A 20,508-nucleotide genomic window follows, 5' to 3' on the forward strand; every position below is an offset into this window, starting at 1 on the left:
CAGTCGACTGCTTTAGGAGAGTGCTGCACATCTGACCTAAGGCTCTTTTTTATGAAAGGGAGGCCATCTGCCCGTGAAGATTGGACACGAAGAATTGACCGGCTATCTTGAAAAGCTGCTGAAGCAAAGATCGGCTGAAATTATGAAACTGGAGGCCTATGCCGAAAAGCATGGCGTGCCTATTATGGAACCGACAGGAATCGAAGTGCTCCTGCAGCTTCTTTCACTCAAAAATCCGAAAAAAATTCTTGAAATCGGTACCGCCATCGGTTATTCGGCGATTCGGATGGCACTTGCCCTTCCCGAAGCTGAAATCTTTACGATCGAGCGCGATGAAGACAGGTATCGGGAAGCGTTGAAAAACATCCGGTCATTCCAGCTTGAAAACAGAATTCACGTGTTCTTCGGCGATGCGCTCAGCGAATCGGACGCCGTTCAATCGATGGCTCCTTATGATGCGCTTTTTATCGATGCCGCAAAAGGCCAGTATCAGAAGTTTTTCAGTATATATGAAAAAATGCTCGCCGATGACGGCATCATTTTTACTGACAATGTCCTTTTCAAAGGCCTTGTCGCATCAGATTACAATCAGATCGAAAACAAGCGCATCAAAAAGCTTGTATCGAAAATAGATCATTACAATCATTGGCTGATGGAGCATCCTGACTACCACACGGCGATCCTGCCTGTGGGCGACGGATTGGCCGTCAGTCAAAAAAGAGGTGAACGGATATGAAAAAGCCTGAACTGCTTGTGACGCCGACGGCTGTTTCGGATATTAAGCCTTTGGCAGAGGCGGGCGCCGATGCGTTTATCATCGGTGAACAAAGGTTCGGTCTGCGTTTAGCCGGGGAGTTTTCCAGAGAGGAAGTAAAAGAAGCCATCATTCAGGCTCATCAAAAAGGCGCAAAAGTATATGTTGCCGTGAATGCGATTTTTCACAATGACCGGGTGCCAGAACTGAATGACTACCTTTCTTTCTTGGCAGAGGCAGGCGCCGATGCAGTTGTCTTCGGCGATCCCGCCGTACTGATGGCTGCACGGGAATCAGCGCCGAATATGAAACTTCACTGGAATACGGAAACGACCGCAACCAACCATTATTCCTGCAACTATTGGGGTCGAAAGGGCGCGAAGCGCGCGGTGCTCGCAAGAGAGCTCAACATGGACAGCATCGTTGAGATTAAAGAGAAAGCAGAAGTCGAGATCGAAATTCAGGTTCACGGCATGACATGTATGTTCCAGTCAAAGCGCTCCCTGATCGGCAACTATTTTGAATACCAGGGAAAAGTCATGGATATCGAAGGAAAGAAAAAAGAAAAAGGCATGTATCTTCATGATAAAGAACGCGGTAACAAATATCCGATTTTCGAAGACGAAAACGGCACGCACATCATGAGTCCGAATGACGTCTGCATCATTGATGAGCTTGAGGATTTAATCGATGCCGGCGTCGATTCATTTAAAATTGAAGGGATTTTAAAATCGGTCGAATACATGACTGAGGTAACGGCCATGTACCGCGAAGCCATCGACCTTTGCATCGCAGACAGAGAAGCATACGAAGACAAGAAAGAAGAATGGATCGAGCGGATTGAACAGCTGCAGCCTGCAAACCGCAGCATCGATACCGGATTCTTTTTCAAAGAAACAGTATACTAAAAGGAGGGATAGCCATGTCTGCAGTAAAAGATAAAATTTCCAAAATCGTTGATGGAAAACGCGTCATTACGAAAAAGCCAGAACTTCTTGCTCCGGCGGGAAATTTGGAAAAACTGAAAATCGCTGTCCACTATGGCGCAGACGCTGTATTTATCGGCGGACGTGAATATGGACTCCGCTCAAACGCAGATAACTTTTCAATTGAAGAAATGGCTGAAGGTGTCGAATTTGCGAAAAAATACGGCGCAAGAATTTATGTGACGACAAACATTTTTGCGCATGAAGAAAATATCGACGGGCTAGAAGACTATTTGCGCGACCTCGAGGGAGCAGGCGTGTCAGGCATTATCGTCGCTGATCCCCTGATCATTGAAACATGCCGCAGGGTCGCGCCGAAGCTGGAAGTGCATTTGAGCACCCAGCAGTCCCTTTCAAACTGGAAAGCCGTTCAGTTCTGGAAGGAAGAAGGCCTTGAGCGGGTCGTGCTCGCGCGCGAAACGAGCGCACTTGAGATCAGAGAAATGAAAGAAAAAGTGGATATTGAAATCGAAACATTCATACATGGTGCGATGTGCATCGCTTATTCCGGCCGCTGCGTGCTCAGCAACCATATGACGGCCAGAGACTCTAACCGCGGAGGCTGCTGCCAGTCATGCCGATGGGACTATGATTTGTATCAGACGGACGGGGCGAATGCACTGCCGCTATATGAAGAAGGCGATGCACCGTTTGCGATGAGCCCGAAAGATCTGAAGCTGATCGAATCGATTCCGCAAATGATTGAAATGGGTATTGACAGCCTGAAAATCGAAGGCCGGATGAAATCGATCCACTACATTGCGACAGTCGTCAGTGTGTATAGAAAAGTGATCGATTCTTATTGCGCTGACCCCGAAAATTTCGTCATCAAAGAAGAATGGCTGAAAGAACTGGACAAATGCGCCAATAGAGACACGGCGCCTGCTTTCTTTGAAGGAACCCCCGGATATGAAGAGCAGATGTTCGGCGTTCACGGCAAAAAGACAACATACGACTTTGCCGGACTTGTCCTTGATTATGATGAAGAGACAAAAATGGTTACGCTCCAGCAGCGGAACTTCTTTAAAACCGGAGATGAAGTCGAATTTTTCGGTCCGGAAATCGAAAATTTCACATGCAAAATTGACACGATATGGGACGAAAAAGGCAATGTGCTTGATGCAGCCCGCCATCCCCTGCAGATCGTCAAATTTAAAGTGGACAACAAGATATATCCTAGCAACATGATGAGAAAGGGGCAGTAATGGCATGGGGAAAAAACCGGTAGTTATCGGCATAGCGGGAGGCTCCGGATCTGGAAAAACGAGCGTCACCAGATCCATTTATGAACAGTTTAAAGGTCATTCGATCTTGATGCTGGAACAGGATTTATATTATAAAGATCAGAGCCATCTGCCGTTTGAAGAGCGGCTGAACACGAACTACGACCATCCGCTTGCATTTGATAATGACTATTTGATCGAGCATTTAAACGAATTGCTTGCCTACAAGCCGATCAAAAAGCCGATTTACGATTACAAGCTGCATACGCGTTCAGAGGAAGTCGTGCACGTCGATCCGAAAGATGTTATTATTTTGGAAGGAATCCTTGTCCTCGAGGATGAAAGGCTCCGCGACTTAATGGACATCAAGCTGTATGTCGATACGGATGCCGACCTGCGGATCATCAGAAGGATGGTCAGAGACATAAAAGAAAGAGGACGTTCGATCGATTCTGTCATCGAGCAGTACATCTCAGTCGTCAGACCGATGCATAATCAGTTTGTCGAACCGACGAAACGCTATGCCGATATCATTATTCCGGAGGGCGGACAAAACCGCGTCGCCATCGACCTGATGGTAACAAAAATACAAACTATTCTTGAACAAAACGCGATTTTATAATAACATAGCATAGACAAACACAACTCTGACCATATTATGTATAGAAATTGAAGGGTTCTCATCCTGAGCCCTTCTTTAACTGTATAAGCACCATTTACCGGAGCCTTCCATCCGGTTTATATGATACTTTACAAATATGGGAGAGAAGAAGGGGACAAGGGTTGTCCTCATTCTTGTATATTCAAGTCTATACCTCACATACAAGTGATGAGGAACCAACTAGAAGGAGTGAAGGAACATGGCACAAGAGAAAGTATTTCCTATGACAGAAACGGGAAAGAAAAAACTGGAAGAAGAACTTGAGTATTTGAAAACGGTTAAACGCAAAGAAGTTGTTGAACGTATTAAAGTGGCAAGAAGCTTCGGAGACCTCTCCGAAAACTCCGAATACGATTCAGCAAAAGAAGAACAAGCTTTTGTAGAAGGGCGCATCACAACCCTTGACAATATGATCCGCAACGCAAAGATCATCGAAGACGATGGTGCAAACTCAGATATCGTCGGCCTCGGAAAAACCGTTACATTTACGGAGCTTCCTGACGGTGAAGAAGAATCTTATACCATTGTGGGCAGCGCGGAAGCCGATCCGTTTGAAGGAAAAATCTCGAACGATTCCCCAATCGCGAAAAGCCTTCTCGGCAAACAGGTCGGGGACGAAGTGACCGTTCAAACACCGGGCGGCGAAATGCTTGTAAAGATTGTGAAAATTTCATAAAATTTGTTTAGCAAACGATGACCTCGTCCACAATGTGGATGAGGTGTTTTTATTATGAAATGGCAAAAGCGCATGAAGTGGGTCTCGATTATCATTTCGGCTGCCCTGTTATTTCTGCTGATCAGGCTCGCTGAAATTCAACTGTTTTTTACCGAATCCTTTTCTAAACGGAATGTGAACTTAATCCAGGAAAGCGTCAAACAGCGCACGGAGGAAGTTCGGATTTCAGACGGGAGAGGATCTTTTTTAGATCGGAACGGCGAACATTTGTCCGTCAGACAAAAACCGGCCATCGTCTTATTTCCTTTTTTAAAACATCAGTCATGGCCGGCCGAAAAAGCAGCCGACATTTTAAACATGACAAAAGATGAGCTCGAGAATAAGCTTGAGCATGCGAAAAAACCTGTGATTCTTACAAAACATGAAGGAGCGTCCATTTCAAAGACGGCTCTCGAAAAAATCAATAAACTGAAATATCCCGGCGTTTACGGCGTATACATAGAAGAAACAGAAAAGAACAGGCTGGCTTCGCATACGCTCGGTATGACCAATCAAGACCCGGACCTTCTCCGACGAAAATATCCCGATAAAGAGGGCCTCTCCATCAGCACGAAAATCGGCACCTTCGGCATGGAGCGGACATTTGATGAATTCCTGCTGCCTGAACAAGATACAAAACTGTTGTATCATGTGGACGGATTGGGAAACCCTTTGTTCGGTATGGACGTCAAATATACGGCAGATGCAAATCCGTTTTACCCGCTGCAAGTCAAAACAACGATCGACAAAAAGGTTCAGCGGGCAATGGAAGATGTACTGGCTGACCATCAGCTTGATAAAGGCGGAGCGGTTCTGATTGACATCGAGACGAACGGCGTGGCGGCGATTGCGAGCAAGCCCGATCTCAACATGGCATTGCAAAAAACAAGGCAAAACTATATGCTGACACCGGTATATCCCGGCTCGGTTTTTAAAACCGTGATTGCCGCGGCAGCGATCGAAAACGGCTTGGACCATCCGTCAAAAACCTTTAACTGCAATTTGAACCTGTACGGTGAGGCCGGAGAAGACAAAGGAAAGCTCAGCTTGGAAGACAGTTTTGCGGAAAGCTGCAACTACACGTTTACAAATCTTGCCGGACAGCTCGTTGAAAAAAACAGCTCCGTGATCGAAGATACCGCCGCAAAGCTTGGGTTGACCGGACGGGTCGGCTGGGAAGGGAAGCTGTATCATGAAGATGAGTTCAGACAGTTTTATCATGAAACTGCCGGATCAATCTGGGGGGATGAAAAGGACAAAAAAGTTAAAAAAGCTGTAGCCCAGACCGCCATCGGCCAAAAAAATGTGAAGCTGACCCCGTTGGAAATCGCCAACATGATGGCGACCATCGCAAGAGGCGGAGAGAAAAAACAAGTCAAGATCGCAGACCAGATCGAATATAAAAACGGCACATTGATGACGGCTTTTAAAGATCACAAGCTCCCCGGGGAGAAAATCGATCAGTATACAGCGCAAAAGCTGCAGAAACTGCTCAGAAAAGTCGTCACCTCTGAAAAGGGGACAGGCCGGCGCTTCAGCGATCTTCCGTACGATGTAGCGGGAAAATCGGGCACAGCGCAGACAGGCAGGACGACAGATGATAAAAAAACGCTCTATCATAAATGGTTCGCAGGTTATTTTCCGGCGGACAAGCCGAAATATGCGCTCGTCGTCGTCCATATGGATACGCCGGATAGCAAGGCTGCGACAAATGCCGTATTTTATGATATTGTTAAAAAAGTATATGAAATTGAAAAGAACCAGACATAGAAGAATGCCTCAGGTGATGATAAAATAGAAAGCGAGGCAAGAGGGAAAAAGGAGTGCAATGAACTTGAGCGAAACAAGGGAATCTCGTTTTGAAAATCGTGATAAGCGCAGGAAAGCGAATCTTGTGCTTAACATTTTAATAGGCATCGTATTGGTATTAATCGTTGTCGTCGCCAGCAGTCTGATGATGAACAGCCCGAAGGAGCAGGCGCAGCAAGATGCTTCGAAAAACGATTCTGAACAGACGACAGAAGCACCTGCTTCCGACAATAAGAAACAAACGTCTGACGAAGATGTAAAAGATGAGGACAAAGGAAAAAGCGATTCTGCCGACAAAGAAGACAGCGATTCCGACTCGGACAAGGATAAAGACTCTGCTTCAGACGAGGACAAATCAACATCAGATGATCCGTTTAAAGGAGCCGAAGTGAAAGAAGGCGGTTCAAGCGCCAATGTTGAAAAAACGATCATCAATCCTGACTGGAAGCCTGTCGGCACACAACAGAGCGGACAGCATACCGCAACATATGATTCTTCTTCACAAGACTGGAAAGAAATGCTTGAAGCCATTTCATATGCGACAGGGGTTTCCCAGGATAACATGACGTTGATCTGGCTCGGAAACAACGGCAGCCCGCAAGATGCGAAAGGAACCATTCAGGCGAAGGACACCGGCGTCAAATACCAGGTAGCCATTACTTGGGTTGACGGAAAAGGCTGGAAGCCGACAAAAGTTGAACAGTTGAAATAAAGAAAAAAGCGTCCGGTTTTAACAACCGGGCGCTTTTTTTATGATTCGGCTTTAAAATGAACGACTGCGCTGTAGTGGATCCGTCCGTCAATGACCGCTGTCTGATGGGAAACCGAATGGACCCTCAGCAAAATCGCCTGGTTGTTTTCAATCTGCTGACTGATCTTTTTTTCAAGCTCCTCTAAGCTCAGCGCCTCAAAAAACTCAATTTTATCTTTGATCAGGTCGAGCCCGAAGTTCATAAACCAATCCTCCATTCGTTTCAAGTCATTTTTTATTAAAGCAGAGAAGCGGCCGGGTGACAAGGGAAATATAACCAAGCCTTTTTTGTACCCAAAACGAACGACTTGTGGTAGGATAAGAACTAATCAACCGAACAAATCATACTATACTTATAGGAATTGTAAAAATAGATGGAGAGTGACGATAAAATGGGAAGAGAGTTCATTCCTTTATTTGAGAACTGGGCAAATTCTTATGATGATACAGTAGTTGGCCGCGATCTTCAGTACAAAGAAGTATTTCGCAACTACGACGGCATTTTGGATGATGTCGTCAGCCGCTCCGGGCATAAAGTTCTTGAATTCGGCGTCGGCACTGGCAATCTGACTGCAAAATTGCTGGCAGCCGGAAAGGGAGTCACAGGTGTAGAACCTTCAAAAGCAATGAGGAAAATTGCCGAGGCAAAGCTAGCGGAGAATGCAGTGATCGTTGACGGAGACTTTCTCGACTTTCCGGAACCGCCGTTTTCTCCCGACACGATTGTCAGTTCCTATGCGTTTCACCACCTGACAAACGAAGAGAAGCGGGAGGCTGTGAAGCGATATGGAAAAATGCTCGGAAAGCATGGTAAAATAGTGTTTGCTGATACCGTCTTCAAGGATCGGGAAGCCTTCTCTGCCGCTGTTAAAAAAGCGAAGGAAAAAGGGTTCCTGCAATTGGCGGAAGACCTTGAAACGGAACATTATCCGACGATTTCGGAGATGGAAACGATCTTTACCTCAGAACAATTCAGTATCGCCTTTCAAAAGCATAATGATTTTGTCTGGGTAATGGAAGCGGCAAAATTGTAATTTGAAGGGAAGTTTTAAGATATGAAAATCGCAGTTATCGGAGCAATGGAAGAAGAAGTCACGATTTTGCGAAGCAAGCTCGAACAGACGAACCAAGAAGTCATCGCAAACTGTGAATTTACCAGCGGATTTTATGAAGGAAAAGAAGTCGTACTTTTAAAGTCCGGCATCGGCAAAGTCAATGCAGCCATGAGCACGACGATTCTGCTCGACCGCTTTAAACCGGACGTTGTCATCAACACCGGATCAGCCGGCGGCTTCCATCATTCGCTTAATGTCGGAGACATCGTCATCTCGACCGAAGTCCGCCATCATGATGTCGATGTCACGGCATTTGATTATGAATATGGACAGGTTCCGAATCTGCCGGCCGCATACAAGGCCGACAGTACATTGATCAAAGCGGCGGAAGACGAAGCGTCTGAACTGGGACACATTCAGGTTGTCAAAGGAACGATTGCAACAGGCGATTCCTTTATGAGCGATCCTGACCGCGTGGCATTCATCCGCGGCAAGTTTGAAGACCTTTACGCGGTTGAAATGGAAGCGGCTGCTGTCGCGCAGGTTTCTTATCAATTTAATACGCCGTTCGTTGTCATCAGGGCGCTTTCAGACATCGCCGGAAAAGAGTCAGAAATTTCATTTGACCAATTTTTGGAGCAAGCTGCCAAGCATTCGACAGATCTTGTGCTCCTCATGATCAAAAGAATCAATTAAAAACAGGGGGGGAGCCCCCCTCTGTTTTGTACCTCTTGAAGGAGGAAGGAACATGAATGTGATCAAGGACATCACCCAATTGATCGGCAAAACGCCGCTTCTGCAGATTTTGAATTTTCACATCCCCAGCGGTGTTAACATATATGCAAAGCTTGAAATGATGAATCCGGGAGGCAGCATTAAAGACCGGCTCGGAGAAGTGATGATTGCTGAAGCCGTCGATTCGGGAAAGCTGAAACCCGGTGGAACGGTCATTGAGGCGACAGCGGGCAATACCGGAATCGGGCTGGCCCTCGCCGCCAGAAAGCACGGGATTAGACCCGTTTTTTGCGTGCCCGAGCATTTCAGCATGGAAAAACAGTCGATCATGAAAGCGCTCGGCGCTCGAATTGTTCATACCCCCAGAAGTGCCGGAATGAAGGGTGCGATTGAAAAGGCACTTGAACTTGAGAAGGAGATTCCTGATTCTTATTGCATTTTGCAGTTTAAAAACCCAGTAAATCCATTGGCTTACTATAAAACGATCGCCCCGGAAATATGGGATGATCTTGACGGCCGGATTGACGTCTTCGTCGCCGGCGCGGGATCAGGCGGCACTTTTGCGGGAACCGCCAAGTTTCTAAAAGAAAAAAATCCGTCCATTAAAACGGTTATTGTTGAACCTGAAGGCTCGATTTTAAACGGGGGGGAACCGCACGGACATAAAACCGAAGGAATCGGAATGGAATTCATTCCGGAATATATGGACGAAAGCCATTTCGATGAGATTTACACCGTGCTTGACGAAGATGCGTTCCGGCTTGTAAAAGAAGCCGCTGAAAAGGAAGGGCTTCTGATCGGAAGCTCATCAGGCGCCGCGTTGTTTGCCGCGTTGAAAGAAGCCGAAAAAGCGAAAGCCGGCACAAACATTGTGACAATTTTCCCCGACAGCAGCGACCGCTATTTAAGCAAAAAAATTTACGAAGGAGGAATATGAGATGAAGCCAAAAACGAAAATGATTCACGGCGGCATTACAGGAGACGAACAAACAGGGGCGGTATCGGTTCCTATTTACCAAGTCAGCACGTACAAACAGCCGCGCGCCGGACAGCATACAGGATACGAATATTCCCGGACGGGAAATCCGACAAGAACGGCGCTCGAATCCTTGATCGCGGATGTTGAAGGCGGTGCAGCAGGCTACGCGTTCGGCTCTGGGATGGCAGCGATCACAGCGGTCATGATGCTTTTTAAAAGCGGCGATCACATCGTGTTGACAGATGATGTATACGGCGGCACATACCGCGTGATGACAAAGGTAATGAATCGCATCGGTATTGAAGCGACCTTCAGTGACACGAGCAGCATTGAAGACATCGAAAAAGCGATCAAGCCGAATACAAAGGCGATTTATGTTGAGACGCCGACAAATCCTTTATTGAAAATCACGGACATCAAGAAAGCCGCTGAAACAGCGAAAAAGCACGGCCTGTTGCTGATAGTCGACAACACCTTCTACACGCCGTACTTTCAAAACCCAATTTCGTTGGGAGCCGATATCGTCCTTCACAGCGCGACGAAGTACTTGGGCGGACACAGTGATGTCGTCGGCGGACTGGTTGTGACAGCCTCGAAGGAACTCGCAGAAGAGATTCATTTCATTCAAAATTCTACAGGCGGGATTCTCGGGCCTCAGGATTCCTGGCTCTTAATGAGAGGTATGAAGACCCTTGGCTTGAGAATGGAAGCCCATGAGCAAAATGCCAGGAAAATCGCGGCTTTTTTAGACGATCATCCCGTCGTCAAAAAGGTTTATTATCCAGGGCTGCCGTCCCATCCGGGACATGAGCTTGCCAAGCGGCAAAGCACGGGATTCGGCGGCATGATCTCGTTTGATATCGGAAAAGAAGAGAACGTGGACCTTGTCCTTGGCCGTCTGAAATGGTTTACGATTGCCGAAAGCCTTGGCGCGGTTGAAAGCCTGATTTCGGTGCCGGCGCGGATGACTCACGCTTCGATCCCGCGTGAACGCAGGCTGGAGCTTGGCATTACAGACGGATTGATCCGCATTTCCGCCGGGGTAGAAGATATTGACGATCTGTTGGAAGACTTGCAGCAAGCGCTGGCCCCGCTTTCTTAAAATGGCTGAATTTACATGTCTGGTCATCTGTCAATCTATGTTATCCTGAATCATATCCATTATGAATCAAAAGCAGGTGATCATGACATGCAGAAGAAACAAGTCAAATCGCTGATGGAAGACTATAAGCAGTTTGCTTTTACGCTTCTCAGCGTAAGCGCATTTTTATATATCGGATCGGTCATTCCCGGCCAAGGTTTGGAAACCGGCCAAAAGGTGACAATGATGCTCGCGACATGCGGCTTTTTGGGAGGAGCTTTCTATTGTGTGAAGCGCTCGCTCAAATATAAAAGACAATTAGACGAGATGGAAGAATCGTAAGCGGAGAGACTCAGAGAGGGGCTCTCCGCTTTTTTTGCTTGATCAATCCGTCCATTTATTAAAAAAACGGTTTACAAACAGGAATTTGATGGATATACTTACAAAGTAAACAAAAAGCAAAGGAGGTTGATGAACATGAAACCAGCACTGACTACATACATTAGACTTTGTGAATGCCAATACCATGATTCATCAAACCTGTGGGAGAGATTGTGCCCTTCCTTAACCGATGCTTTTTCAGCACAGCCGGTCCGTTAGGAAGTTAGGCATAATCATACGCTGCTCCTCCCGCAAGATAAAGACGCGATTCGTTTTTATCTGGCGGTTTTTGTTTGCGCCCGCAGGTTTGTCAGATGATCTGCGGGCTGTTTTTGTTTTTAGCGAACTTGAAAGGAGGTGAGCGATGTGACAATAAATCTATTCTTCTTAACACTAACCATTCAGAGACGATTTAAAAGTCCGGAAGAGTACGAGCGAGAATACGAAATTGAACAAATGTACAATGAAATGAAAGACCTGCAGCTGAAATATCTTTACATGAACAGCCAGCGCTAGCTTAAAGCGCGAAAAAAAATAAAGGAGGAGATAAAAATGATGCATAGAAGGGAACTGTTGGCACATTACACTCGGGAGAAGGACCAGGTTTAGCCGGGGCTGAAACGAGTTCCGCATCTCCGCTTTTCTGCATAATATGAAGCAAGCAATTCAAGGAATGCGGGTGAACAGCATGCAGAAAAACGGCAGAATGCCTTTTATCGGCCACGGGTATACATCAATGCCTCATTCTTTTAAGCACGGATACGGTAATCCGTACCGTCGCCAAAGAATGGAGATGGCGCGCCAATTCGGGTATTGGCCGCATTATTGGTATTATTGAGAAAGAGCAGAAAACGGTTTGTTTTCTGCTCTTTTTTATTTGGACAAACTGAATGGCAAAATAAAAAGAGGGGGCTTTAAATCCCCCTCCTGTTCATTTAGCAGACGTAACAAGCGCCGATGATAATTAAAAGAATGAATAGAACCACAACAAGCGCGAATCCGCCTCCATAGCCGTATCCGCCGCCGTATCCGCCAGGGTAGCCTCCCCAGCCGCCGCAGCATCCGCCGCCGTAACCAAAGCCCATAAATAGCACCACCTTTTAGTGAAAATTCCATATATACTATGCATGGGTTTAGGTTGTGGAAAGGGCGGATAGACCAAATTATTAAAAAAACAGTTTTCATAAAGCGAAACATTTTCAAAGCTGAAGCCGTCTAGTTATGGAATGTAACAAAAGAATGCAGTTATTTTTGCAAATCCTTATAATATTCGGTGCATTGACCGATATGAGTGGGGAAAGGCCCGTTTGAACGATTTGCGGGCTAATTAGAATTAAAGCAGGTGTTTGAACGTGTTTGAACAATGGCTTGGAAAACAATTGCGGAGCCCGAGCGGCATTTTGTCGAAATGGGTCGCGTCATATATGGAAAACGGAAATCATGATATAAACGAATTGACCATCAATTTAATGGATGTCTGTCCGCATGAGCGCATCCTTGAAATCGGAACGGGAAGCGGAGCGGCGCTTTATCGGGTCGCGGAGATGCTTGAAAGCGGCAAAGCCTGCGGCATAGACGCTTCAAAAAGCATGGTCAAGCAAGGGAAGCGGCGAATCCGTCATATGAAAGAAGAAGGAAAAGCCGAATTGAAGCTCGGCTATGCCGAAAACATTCCTTATCCGGACCGTTCTTTTCATAAAGTATATTCAGTCCACACCCTTTATTTTTGGACGGATTTCAAACAAGCATTAAAAGAAATTTACCGTGTTTTACAGGTTGACGGCACGCTGTTTCTCGCCGTGCATCTGGAAGGGCAAATGAAAAAATCGAAAAAAACTAAAGGCTTTTCCTTATACTCAGAAGAGCAAATCAAGCAACTGCTTGAAGAAAGCCATTTCAGAGACATCACGGTACATATGCACGAAAATTACTGCTGTATTTCTGCGGTAAAATCGTGAGCTTTGTACGAGCATCCCTTTCATACGAGAGGGATTTTTTATGTTTGATAGAGTTGAAACCGGATCTTAAATATCATATTTTTGATTTTTAAAGAAAAGTATTCCAATAACATAGCAAACATGGTTTAATATCAAAGTGAACGTTTTTACTATATTTTCCGGAGGTATTTATGAACAAAAGGATCGTGAAAAGTTCAATTGCTTTCTTTCTCCTTGTTGCATTGATTTTTGGCCAGCTGCCTTTAGCGAAGACAATGGCGGCCGAAGACAGCGTTCCGATTAACGAAACCACACTGACCGGCGCGACCCCTGTTGAAGCGTCATTTCAAAGCGATGATGAGGTGCATTGGTATAAAATCAATCCTTCAAATCAGGAGATCGCAAACGACACGCATTTCCGCGTTAAACTGAAATCAGCTGCAGAGCTGAACATTTCCGTCTACTCCAGCCTGGAAAACGCAGCTGAACAGCAAACGTTTGACAGATACAACGGCTACTCCTATGAAAATAATCCCGCTTTAATCGATTTTCCGATTGCCTGGAAAGGTCCTTACTACATAAAAGTAGAAAATCACCATGATGAAGAAAACGAATCCACTTCAATTACAGATATTTCTTACACCATCAGCTATGAAGGCGTCACCCTGCCTCCGGCAAATCAGGAGGCGGAAGAAGAGTGTCCGGCAGAATTAAGCGTCTCCGAAAGGGAAACCGGCAAGGGCATATTAAAACAGTTAAGAACGATCAGGGATGAAGTTCTTTCAAAAACTGAAAAAGGAAAAGAGCTGTCTTCCCTTTACTATAAAGCAGCTCCATTCATAAGCGCAAAAATGCTCTTTAACAAATCGATGAGAGACAGTGTCTACAAAGATTTGGTGCAGCTGAAGCCGCTGTTTGCCGATGTCGCAAAAAACGGACAAGAGAGCGCATACACCATGACGAATGATGATCAAAAAGCGATCAGCCGTCTGTACGAAACAGCAAGCGCGTCCGTTCCCGAATCGCTGAAAAAACAGCTGGATCAAGTCGCAAAAGACATCGGCATCGAACAATTAACAGGCAGCAAAGTATCGGCTGTGCTGGAGAAAGCGGGGATGGCGACAGCTACATCAAGCACGCCCGAAAAACGCTATATTGTAAAATTGAAAGACGGCAAAAAACTGGGTTCTTTCAAATCTAAAGCCCAATCTTCCGGCGTCAAGGCATTAGAACCCTTTGGTAAAAGTAAAACGGAATTTAAAGATATGTACGTTGTGGAAATGAAGGAAAGCCGTTCTGCCGGATTCAAAGCGGCGGCAAAGCAATATCAGGCGGCAGCCGCCAAGATCGCCAAAATGCCTGAAGTGGAATTCGTCGAACAGGTTCAGCAATATGAAGCACTGTCAGCGGACACCCAGTATCCATATCAATGGTCGCTCAAAAATAACGGCAAAAACCGCGCTGCGAATGCAGATATACAATTTGAACAGCTTCAAAAGCTGATGAAAGGCAAAAAGCTGAGAGATACAGTAATCGCCGTTGTCGATACGGGTGTTGATCATACGCTTGCCGATTTAAGCGGCAGCGTCAAAAAAGACGAAGGCTATAACTATATCGGCCGCAGCGCGGATGCGATGGATGACAATGGCCACGGCACACACGTGTCAGGCATCATCGCAGCTGCGCAAGACAACCATTTTTCAATGGCGGGAATCAATGCCTATGCCAAAATCCTGCCTGTCAAAGTGTTGGATTCCTCAGGCAGCGGAGATACGGAACAGATTGCCAACGGCATCATCTATGCTGCCGACCACGGTGCAAAAGTCATCAATTTGAGCCTTGGCGGACCGTACAGCCGGGTGATGGAATATGCGCTCAAATACGCGGCTTCCAAAAATGTGACGATCGTTGCCGCCACCGGCAATGACGGAGTGTCGGAGATTTCGTACCCGGCATCTTCGAAATATACGTTTTCAGTCGGGGCGACCAATAACCTCGATCTCGTCTCGGACTATTCCAATTATGGAAAAGGTCTCGATATGGTGGCGCCGGGAACCGATATTCCAAGCCTCGTTCCGGACGGCAATTTCACTTATATGAGCGGAACATCCATGGCGGCGCCGCATGTTGCAGCTGCAGCGGGACTTCTTTTGTCACAGAATCCGTCCTTGAAACCAAAGCAAGTCGCAAAGCTATTGACCGAGACGACAGCAGATGTGGCATTTGAAGAACAGGATAATCCAAATCCGGACTATGACCTGGATGTAGAACCGGCTGCTCAAATTCCCGGATATGATTTCGTTTCCGGGTGGGGGAGGCTGAATGTTTATCACGCAGCCAGCATTTTTGAGCTGAACATGAAGGTTCATCCCGTTTTAAACCGCCATACGGCAGTGACAGGCACAGCCAAAAGCGGTGTGGCGGTCAAAATCTTGCGAGGGAAGCAAGTATTGGGCACGGGAACAGCCGCAAAATCAGGCGCGTTTTCAGTGAAAATTCCGGCCCAGAATGCGGGGCAAGTTCTTCATGTCGCGGCTTCGGGTTATCAGGCGGAAGCCTCGCTCAGAACCGTCGTGGAAAAAGCGCCGAAAAACCCGTCCGTCAAACGCATCACGAACAAAGATACTGCCGTAACGGGGAAAACGGCTGCCGGCTACACGATCAAAGTGAAAAACGCGTCCAAAAAAGTGATCGCGCAAGGTACAGCGGATGCATCCGGAGCGTTTAAAGTGAAAATCAATAAGCAAAAAGAATATGCCGTTTTGTATATCTCCGCATCTGCTGATGACCACAGAGAAAGCGGCGATGTCAAAATGACGGTGGCTGACGTCATCCCGCCAGGCGCCCCGAAAGTTTATCCGGTTTTCGATAAAAGTACGGTGATTCACGGAAAAACAGAAGCAAACGCGCAAGTCAGCGCAAAAGTAAAAGGAAAGACGATCGCTTCCGGCAAAGCGAACGGCAAAGGTGAATACAAGCTGAACATCAGCAGGCAAAAAGCCGGAACGGTCATCAGTGTAACAGCAAAAGATAAAGCCGGGAATGCCAGCAAAGCGAAAGCCGTCACTGTGCTTGACAAAACTCCCCCGCCCGCGCCGAAAGTGAATACGGTGACAAACAAGAGCACGGCCGTTAAGGGGAAAGCAGAGGCAAACGCCGCTATCACCGTCAAAGCAGGAAAGAAAACGATTGGAACCGGCAAGGCCGATAAAAAAGGCGCGTTTTCCGTCAAAATAAAAAAACAAAAGGCAAACACCGTTGTAGCGGTCACTGCAAAAGATAAAGCCGGCAATACGAGCAAAGCGAGCAAATTTAAAGTCAAAAAAGCAAAATAATCCGATGGCAGAGGGAACTGATGACATATCAGTTCCTCTTTTTTAATCGTAATTAATATATAAGAATACTATTGAACAGCCGTGCTTCCTTCATTCGATTTATGAATTTCAGCTCATGTCAACAGTTGGGCCTATTCTCCCTTTTTTCGTTTTTCTTTAAAAAAATTTATATTAAAAAAGGAATTTTCGAGTGTTCTGTCAAAAAGTGAGTGTATTGGAAAAAGCGGAATGAACGTTCATTCCGCTGGCTTGGAGGGCAAAATTAATGGAATCGGAAAGCAAATATCAGAAGATTATCGAGGCTTCGCTCGTCCTTTTCGCAGACCGAGGCTTTGACGCCGCAACCATTCCGATGATTGCCGAGAAGGCAAACGTCGGTGCAGGCACCATCTACCGCTACTTTGACAGCAAGGAAGACCTTGTAAACATCTTGTTCCAAGATAGTGTGAAGAGATTTAAAGAAAAGATTGAGGAGAACTATCCTGAAGATTCAGCAGGGATAAAAAAACAATTTCAGCATATTTTCCGCTGCCTTTTCGAGTTTTCTCAGGAAAATGTCCATGCGCTCTATTTTTTGGAAATTGACAAAACCTCTCATTACCTGACAGAGAAAAGCCGTGAAGTCTTGAACGAACTGCTGGATTTCGTCTATTTATTTTTTGAAAAAGGGAAAGCGGCCGGCGCGATTCGCCCCTTGCCTTCTCACATCTTGTCGGCTGTGGTATTCGGGGCGTTCGTTCATATTCAGAAATTGGTAAGGGCCGGGGAAATCGAAGATCCTACCGGACTGATCAAAGAGATTGAAGAATGTTCCTGGCATGCTGTCAAACATCATGGATGAAAAGCTTTTTTCAAAACAGAAAGGATGATTTTCATGAACACGTTAAATGGAATTCCAATCCCTAAAACTTACGGACCGCTCGGCAACCTGCCTTTGCTTGACAAAAACAAGGTCTCCCAGTCTCTTTGGAAAATCGCGGATGAGATGGGGCCTATCTTTCAATTTAAGTTTGCGGATGCGATTGGGGTATTTGTGTCCAGCCATGAACTGGTTAAAGAAGTCTCTGACGAATCCCGGTTTGACAAAAACATGGGGAAGGGGCTATTGAAAGTTCGCGAGTTCAGCGGAGACGGGCTGTTTACGAGCTGGACGAAGGAACCCAATTGGCGGAAAGCCCACAATATCCTTCTGCCGAGCTTCAGCCAAAAAGCGATGAAGGGATACCATCCCATGATGCAGGACATCGCCGTCCAGCTCATCCAAAAGTGGTCCCGTCTCAATCAGGATGAAAGTATTGACGTACCGGATGATATGACGCGGCTGACGCTGGATACGATCGGCTTATGCGGATTTAACTACCGCTTTAACAGCTTTTACCGAGAAGGACAGCATCCGTTTATCGAGAGCATGGTCCGGGGTTTGAGCGAAGCGATGAGACAGACGAAGCGCTTTCCGCTGCAGGATAAGCTGATGGTCCAAACGAAGCTGCAGTTTGACAGCGATGTTGAGTCGATGTTTTCTCTTGTTGACCGGATCATCGCTGACCGGAAGCAGGCCGGCGGCGAAAGCGGAAATGACCTTTTATCGCTTATGCTTCATGCGAAAGACCCTGAGACCGGCGAAAAACTGGATGATGAGAATATCCGCTATCAAATCATTACGTTTTTGATCGCCGGGCACGAGACGACGAGCGGTTTATTATCGTTTGCGATCTATCTGCTCCTGAAGCATCCGGATAAGCTTAAGAAAGCGTATGAAGAAGCAGACCGCGTGCTGACCGATCCCGTTCCTTCCTACAAACAGGTTCAGCAGCTGAAATACATCCGAATGATTTTGAATGAATCGATAAGGCTTTGGCCGACGGCGCCGGCTTTCGCTCTTTACGCAAAAGAAGAAACGGTTATCGGAGGAAAATACTTGATTCCGAAAGGCCAGAGCGTCACAGTGCTCATCCCCAAACTGCACAGGGATCAAAGCGTCTGGGGAGAAGATGCCGAGGCGTTCCAGCCTGAACGGTTCGAGCAGATGGACAGCATTCCGGCGCACGCATACAAACCGTTTGGCAACGGCCAAAGGGCATGTATCGGCATGCAGTTCGCCCTTCACGAAGCGACGCTTGTGCTCGGCATGATTCTTCAGTACTTTGATCTTGAAGATCATGCAAACTATCAATTGAAAATCAAAGAATCGCTGACATTAAAACCGGATGGCTTCACAATCAAGGTAAGGCCGAGGAAAAAAGAAGCAATGATGGTGACGCCGGGTGCTCAACCTGAAGAGAACATGCGGCAGGAAGAAAAGCCTTCCGCACCGGCTGCGGAAAATACGCACGGAACTCCTCTTCTTGTGCTTTACGGTTCAAATTTCGGCACAGCCGAAGAGGTTGCAAAGGAGCTTGCTGAAGAAGCGCGTGAGCAAGGATATCGAAGCCGGACGGCGGAGCTTGATCAATATCCAGGCGCCCTCCCGGCAGAAGGGGCTGTTATCATTGTGACGGCTTCCTATAACGGAAACCCGCCCGATTGCGCAAGGGAATTTGTCAATTGGCTTGAGCATGATCAGACAGGCGATTTGCACGGTGTCAAATATGCGGTATTCGGCTGCGGCAACCGGAGCTGGGCCAGCACCTACCAGCGGATTCCGCGCCTGATTGACGGCGCATTGGAAAAAAGAGGCGCCCAAAGGCTGCACAAGCTCGGAGAAGGGGACGCAGGCGATGATTTTGAAGGACAGTTTGAATCATGGAAAAACGATCTGTGGCCGCTTTTAAGAACCGAATTTTCATTGTCCGAACCCGAACCGAATCAAACAGAAACAGACAGACAAGCCATATCTGTCGAGTTTGTAAGCGCACCTGCGGCTGCGCCGCTGGCTAAAGCTTATCAGGTGTTTACAGCGGAAATATCGGCAAACCGGGAACTGCAGTGTGAAGAGAGCGGGAGAAGCACGAGGCATATTGAAATATCGCTTCCTGAAGGTACCGCATATCAGGAGGGAGACCATCTCGGGGTGCTTCCGCAAAACAGCGGGGTGCTGATTGAACGCGTTTTTCAGCGGTTTGGGCTGAACGGAGATGAACAAATTCTGATCAGCGGCCGGAATCAAGCATCACATTTGCCTTTGGAGCGGCCTGTTCATGTCAAGGATATTTTTCAACATTGCGTCGAGCTCCAGGAACCGGCCGCAAGGACCCAGATTCGCGAGCTGGCGGCACATACTGTTTGTCCGCCTCATCAGCGCGAGCTTGAAGACCTGCTGAAAGATGACGTCTATAAGAATCAAGTGTTGAAAAAACGGCTGACAATGCTTGACCTGCTTGAGCAATACCCGGCCTGTGAACTGCCGTTCGCCCGCTTTCTGGCGCTTCTGCCTCCGCTAAAACCGAGGTATTACTCGATTTCCAGTTCGCCGCAGCTTAACCCGCGGCAAACAAGCATCACCGTCTCTGTCGTAAGCGGCCCGGCATTGAGCGGCCGCGGGCAATATAAGGGGGTCGCATCGAACTATCTCGCAGGCCTTGAACCGAAAGACGTGATTTCTTGTTTCATCAGGGAGCCCCAGTCAGGCTTCAGGCTTCCTGAAGATCCTGAAACACCGGTGATCATGGTCGGACCGGGCACCGGAATCGCACCTTACCGCGGGTTTCTTCAGGCGCGCCGCATCCAGCGCGCTGCCGGGATAAAGCTCGGGGAAGCGCATTTGTACTTCGGCTGCCGCCGTCCGAACGAAGATTTTCTGTATCGAGACGAATTGGAGCAAGCGGAAAAGGACGGAATCGTCCATTTGCATACAGCGTTTTCCAGGCTTGAAGGCCGTCCGAAAACATATGTGCAAGATTTGCTCAGAGAGGATGCAGACATGCTGATTCACTTGTTGAACGAAGGCGGCCGCCTGTATGTGTGCGGAGACGGAAGCCGCATGGCTCCCGCTGTTGAACAAGCTTTGTGCGAGGCATATCGGATTGTACAGGGAGCGAGCCAGGAAGAGTCGCAAAGCTGGCTGTCCGCACTTTTGGAAGAAGGGCGCTATGTAAAGGATGTGTGGGACGGCGGCGTTTCTCAACATAACGTGAATGCGGACAGCATCGCAAGTACGTAAAACAAAA

Annotated in this window: 20 protein-coding genes; 18 read left to right on the top strand and 2 right to left on the bottom strand. The window is 47.1% G+C overall.

The genetic code is table 11. The features are described from left to right. Positions 1 to 73: 73 nt before the first annotated feature. From QMZ64_RS03760 to QMZ64_RS03790, 7 genes are all read left to right on the top strand, one after another. Positions 74 to 736: an O-methyltransferase gene (locus tag QMZ64_RS03760; protein ID WP_145624158.1), complete on the top strand. Its 663-nt coding sequence runs from the start codon at positions 74 to 76 to the stop codon at positions 734 to 736. Then, a complete protein-coding gene (locus tag QMZ64_RS03765) occupies positions 733 to 1,662 on the top strand; it encodes a peptidase U32 family protein (protein ID WP_023855373.1) in 930 nt (309 codons plus the stop codon). The genes QMZ64_RS03760 and QMZ64_RS03765 overlap by 4 nt, the downstream gene beginning before the upstream one ends. A gap of 14 nt (positions 1,663 to 1,676) precedes the next feature. Next, positions 1,677 to 2,945 carry a peptidase U32 family protein gene (locus QMZ64_RS03770; RefSeq protein WP_020452391.1) on the top strand — a complete coding sequence of 423 codons (1,269 nt, stop codon included), beginning with the start codon at positions 1,677 to 1,679 and terminating at the stop codon, positions 2,943 to 2,945. A gap of 4 nt (positions 2,946 to 2,949) precedes the next feature. Further along, entirely contained in the window at positions 2,950 to 3,585 is a 636-nt protein-coding gene (udk, locus tag QMZ64_RS03775; protein WP_020452390.1) for a uridine kinase, read from the top strand. Positions 3,586 to 3,823: 238 nt separating this feature from the next. Continuing rightward, positions 3,824 to 4,300, top strand: a complete 477-nt coding sequence (gene greA, locus QMZ64_RS03780) for a transcription elongation factor GreA (protein ID WP_020452389.1) — start codon at positions 3,824 to 3,826, stop codon at positions 4,298 to 4,300. 54 nt (positions 4,301 to 4,354) lie between these two features. Further along, on the top strand, positions 4,355 to 6,109 hold the full coding sequence (locus QMZ64_RS03785) for a peptidoglycan D,D-transpeptidase FtsI family protein (protein WP_265626124.1): 1,755 nt from the start codon (positions 4,355 to 4,357) through the stop codon (positions 6,107 to 6,109). 58 nt (positions 6,110 to 6,167) lie between these two features. After that, positions 6,168 to 6,860, top strand: coding sequence for a YrrS family protein (locus tag QMZ64_RS03790; RefSeq protein WP_026579203.1), 693 nt, complete (start codon positions 6,168 to 6,170; stop codon positions 6,858 to 6,860). A gap of 38 nt (positions 6,861 to 6,898) precedes the next feature. Here QMZ64_RS03790 and QMZ64_RS03795 read toward each other — a convergent pair whose 3' ends face one another. Further along, on the bottom strand, positions 6,899 to 7,102 hold the full coding sequence (locus tag QMZ64_RS03795) for a YrzA family protein (protein WP_043928220.1): 204 nt from the start codon (positions 7,100 to 7,102) through the stop codon (positions 6,899 to 6,901). 189 nt (positions 7,103 to 7,291) lie between these two features. Between QMZ64_RS03795 and QMZ64_RS03800 the strand changes: the two genes are divergently transcribed. The 7 genes from QMZ64_RS03800 (at position 7,292) to QMZ64_RS03830 (ending at position 11,968) form a co-directional block, all read left to right on the top strand. Beyond that, positions 7,292 to 7,933 carry a class I SAM-dependent DNA methyltransferase gene (locus tag QMZ64_RS03800; RefSeq protein WP_265627916.1) on the top strand — a complete coding sequence of 214 codons (642 nt, stop codon included), beginning with the start codon at positions 7,292 to 7,294 and terminating at the stop codon, positions 7,931 to 7,933. Between the two features lie 21 nt (positions 7,934 to 7,954). Continuing rightward, the gene (gene mtnN, locus QMZ64_RS03805; protein ID WP_265626126.1) at positions 7,955 to 8,650 is read left to right on the top strand and encodes a 5'-methylthioadenosine/S-adenosylhomocysteine nucleosidase; all 696 of its coding nucleotides are present in this window, start codon (positions 7,955 to 7,957) and stop codon (positions 8,648 to 8,650) included. 52 nt (positions 8,651 to 8,702) lie between these two features. Next, positions 8,703 to 9,626, top strand: coding sequence for a PLP-dependent cysteine synthase family protein (locus QMZ64_RS03810; protein WP_165427679.1), 924 nt, complete (start codon positions 8,703 to 8,705; stop codon positions 9,624 to 9,626). Between the two features lies 1 nt (position 9,627). Beyond that, positions 9,628 to 10,770, top strand: a complete 1,143-nt coding sequence (locus QMZ64_RS03815) for a bifunctional cystathionine gamma-lyase/homocysteine desulfhydrase (protein WP_243942893.1) — start codon at positions 9,628 to 9,630, stop codon at positions 10,768 to 10,770. An 87-nt stretch (positions 10,771 to 10,857) separates the two neighbouring features. Further along, positions 10,858 to 11,091 carry a YrhC family protein gene (locus QMZ64_RS03820; protein WP_265626127.1) on the top strand — a complete coding sequence of 78 codons (234 nt, stop codon included), beginning with the start codon at positions 10,858 to 10,860 and terminating at the stop codon, positions 11,089 to 11,091. Positions 11,092 to 11,496: 405 nt separating this feature from the next. Beyond that, a complete protein-coding gene (locus tag QMZ64_RS03825) occupies positions 11,497 to 11,646 on the top strand; it encodes a YrzI family small protein (protein ID WP_020452381.1) in 150 nt (49 codons plus the stop codon). A 172-nt stretch (positions 11,647 to 11,818) separates the two neighbouring features. Beyond that, a complete protein-coding gene (locus QMZ64_RS03830; RefSeq protein WP_164468297.1) occupies positions 11,819 to 11,968 on the top strand; it encodes a hypothetical protein in 150 nt (49 codons plus the stop codon). Between the two features lie 97 nt (positions 11,969 to 12,065). Here the strand turns inward: QMZ64_RS03830 and QMZ64_RS03835 are convergent, their stop codons facing one another. Further along, complete coding sequence (locus QMZ64_RS03835) at positions 12,066 to 12,215, bottom strand: YjcZ family sporulation protein (RefSeq protein WP_003183876.1); 150 nt, start codon at positions 12,213 to 12,215, stop codon at positions 12,066 to 12,068. A gap of 267 nt (positions 12,216 to 12,482) precedes the next feature. Here QMZ64_RS03835 and QMZ64_RS03840 point away from each other — a divergent pair, with 267 nt between their 5' ends. The 4 genes from QMZ64_RS03840 (at position 12,483) to QMZ64_RS03855 (ending at position 20,501) form a co-directional block, all read left to right on the top strand. Further along, on the top strand, positions 12,483 to 13,088 hold the full coding sequence (locus QMZ64_RS03840; RefSeq protein ID WP_265626130.1) for a class I SAM-dependent methyltransferase: 606 nt from the start codon (positions 12,483 to 12,485) through the stop codon (positions 13,086 to 13,088). A 170-nt stretch (positions 13,089 to 13,258) separates the two neighbouring features. Continuing rightward, complete coding sequence (locus tag QMZ64_RS03845; RefSeq protein ID WP_301441133.1) at positions 13,259 to 16,402, top strand: S8 family peptidase; 3,144 nt, start codon at positions 13,259 to 13,261, stop codon at positions 16,400 to 16,402. A gap of 265 nt (positions 16,403 to 16,667) precedes the next feature. Beyond that, on the top strand, positions 16,668 to 17,243 hold the full coding sequence (locus QMZ64_RS03850; RefSeq protein WP_265626133.1) for a TetR/AcrR family transcriptional regulator: 576 nt from the start codon (positions 16,668 to 16,670) through the stop codon (positions 17,241 to 17,243). 33 nt (positions 17,244 to 17,276) lie between these two features. After that, entirely contained in the window at positions 17,277 to 20,501 is a 3,225-nt protein-coding gene (locus QMZ64_RS03855) for a bifunctional cytochrome P450/NADPH--P450 reductase (RefSeq protein ID WP_265626134.1), read from the top strand. The last annotated feature ends 7 nt before the right edge of the window (positions 20,502 to 20,508 follow it).

Origin of the sequence: Bacillus sp. LB7 (assembly GCF_030449715.1) — a bacterium.
Classification (GTDB): Bacteria; Bacillota; Bacilli; order Bacillales; family Bacillaceae; genus Bacillus; species Bacillus paralicheniformis.

Excerpts from the sequence above, each read along its gene's own strand:
- QMZ64_RS03835 (WP_003183876.1), bottom strand. The coding sequence starts at position 12,215 with ATGGGCTTTGGTTACGGCGGCGGATGCTGCGGCGGCTGGGGAGGCTAC.
- QMZ64_RS03765 (WP_023855373.1), top strand. The coding sequence starts at position 733 with ATGAAAAAGCCTGAACTGCTTGTGACGCCGACGGCTGTTTCGGATATT.
- udk (WP_020452390.1), top strand. The coding sequence starts at position 2,950 with ATGGGGAAAAAACCGGTAGTTATCGGCATAGCGGGAGGCTCCGGATCT.
- QMZ64_RS03795 (WP_043928220.1), bottom strand. The coding sequence starts at position 7,102 with ATGAACTTCGGGCTCGACCTGATCAAAGATAAAATTGAGTTTTTTGAG.
- QMZ64_RS03810 (WP_165427679.1), top strand. The coding sequence starts at position 8,703 with ATGAATGTGATCAAGGACATCACCCAATTGATCGGCAAAACGCCGCTT.
- QMZ64_RS03845 (WP_301441133.1), top strand. The coding sequence starts at position 13,259 with ATGAACAAAAGGATCGTGAAAAGTTCAATTGCTTTCTTTCTCCTTGTT.
- QMZ64_RS03850 (WP_265626133.1), top strand. The coding sequence starts at position 16,668 with ATGGAATCGGAAAGCAAATATCAGAAGATTATCGAGGCTTCGCTCGTC.
- QMZ64_RS03785 (WP_265626124.1), top strand. The coding sequence starts at position 4,355 with ATGAAATGGCAAAAGCGCATGAAGTGGGTCTCGATTATCATTTCGGCT.
- QMZ64_RS03800 (WP_265627916.1), top strand. The coding sequence starts at position 7,292 with ATGGGAAGAGAGTTCATTCCTTTATTTGAGAACTGGGCAAATTCTTAT.
- mtnN (WP_265626126.1), top strand. The coding sequence starts at position 7,955 with ATGAAAATCGCAGTTATCGGAGCAATGGAAGAAGAAGTCACGATTTTG.
- QMZ64_RS03855 (WP_265626134.1), top strand. The coding sequence starts at position 17,277 with ATGAACACGTTAAATGGAATTCCAATCCCTAAAACTTACGGACCGCTC.
- QMZ64_RS03820 (WP_265626127.1), top strand. The coding sequence starts at position 10,858 with ATGCAGAAGAAACAAGTCAAATCGCTGATGGAAGACTATAAGCAGTTT.
- QMZ64_RS03790 (WP_026579203.1), top strand. The coding sequence starts at position 6,168 with ATGAACTTGAGCGAAACAAGGGAATCTCGTTTTGAAAATCGTGATAAG.
- QMZ64_RS03815 (WP_243942893.1), top strand. The coding sequence starts at position 9,628 with ATGAAGCCAAAAACGAAAATGATTCACGGCGGCATTACAGGAGACGAA.
- greA (WP_020452389.1), top strand. The coding sequence starts at position 3,824 with ATGGCACAAGAGAAAGTATTTCCTATGACAGAAACGGGAAAGAAAAAA.
- QMZ64_RS03830 (WP_164468297.1), top strand. The coding sequence starts at position 11,819 with ATGCAGAAAAACGGCAGAATGCCTTTTATCGGCCACGGGTATACATCA.
- QMZ64_RS03770 (WP_020452391.1), top strand. The coding sequence starts at position 1,677 with ATGTCTGCAGTAAAAGATAAAATTTCCAAAATCGTTGATGGAAAACGC.